Source organism: Mesorhizobium sp. P5_C1 (assembly GCF_054049815.1).
Genome location: NZ_JBFULQ010001412.1, coordinates 1 through 532, shown reverse-complemented (window position 1 = coordinate 532; position 532 = coordinate 1). Strand labels below are relative to the sequence as shown.

Genomic DNA, 532 nt, shown 5'->3' with positions numbered 1-532 from the left:
ACATGAATCCATTGATGGTCGCCGGTACATTCGGCGAACTGGTTGATACGATTCTGGTCGACCGTGGTCCACTCAGACACGCCAAGCTCCTGCCCGGCCATCGTCCTCAATTGCTCGTAGGTCGGCGGCGTCTTGGGCCGTATTTCAGTCATTCCTGGTTTCCCGATAGCTTTCAACGCCTCCGGACCACGAACTGGCGGCCCCTGTCAATTCGCCCTGCGCGAATCCGTTCCGCCGACTTCGGCCGCGATTATGCCATGCCGCCCGCCGCAACGGCAGGGTAAATCGGGATTTCTTGGGCTTTCGGGCTGTCGGCGGCAACGATGCCACCTTGGCCGAAGACCGCTACTTCCTGTCGTAGCCGGCGCGGATTTCTTCCATCGCCTCCTTGATGCGCGTGCGCAGGATGTCGACCGATTCGGTGCCGGATTTCTTGACCAGTTCAGCCACTTCGCCGGCGTTCTTCAACGCAGCCTCGAAGGATTTGCGCGCGAATTCCGTCTGTTTGGCCATCAGTTCCTGCGGATTGCCC

The 532-nt window shown here is 60.0% G+C and carries 1 protein-coding gene and 1 pseudogene; both read right to left on the bottom strand.

From position 1 onward, the window contains the following. A pseudogene (locus ACXJ7R_RS36095) lies at positions 1 to 152 on the bottom strand (MaoC family dehydratase); the annotation flags it as partial. A gap of 193 nt (positions 153 to 345) precedes the next feature. After that, on the bottom strand, positions 346 to 532 hold a 187-nt coding region (gene phaP, locus ACXJ7R_RS36090; protein ID WP_457155941.1), incomplete at its 5' end, for a TIGR01841 family phasin.